Genomic DNA, 273 nt, shown 5'->3' with positions numbered 1-273 from the left:
ATCGCCGACCGGGGAGACCAGAACCCCGAAAACCCGTTGTTCGTCGAAGGTTTCGAGGTAGGTGTGTTCACGGTCCGCGTCGTCGTCTGAGGTGCCGAGCAGCAGCGTCAGGTTGTTGTCCGACGCCTGTCGTTCGGCGGACCGGGCGAGGTCGGTGAAGAACGGGTTGCCCACATCCAGGACGATCAGCCCCACACAGCGTGACCGGCCGGCCTTGAGCTGGCGGGCGGCGTCGTTGCGGACGAAACCGAGTTCGGCGATCGCCTTGTGTAC

1 pseudogene is annotated in these 273 nt (G+C 64.8%); it reads right to left on the bottom strand.

The features are described 5' to 3' along the window. Positions 1-273, bottom strand: a pseudogene (locus SB717_RS35750) (LacI family transcriptional regulator); the annotation flags it as partial.

It is taken from the genome of Priestia sp. SIMBA_032, from assembly GCF_046535215.1.
Taxonomy (GTDB): domain Bacteria; phylum Bacillota; class Bacilli; order Bacillales; family Bacillaceae_H; genus Priestia; species Priestia aryabhattai.
Note: the sequence above shows the minus strand (reverse complement) of the source record. Positions and strands in the feature narration are given on the sequence as shown.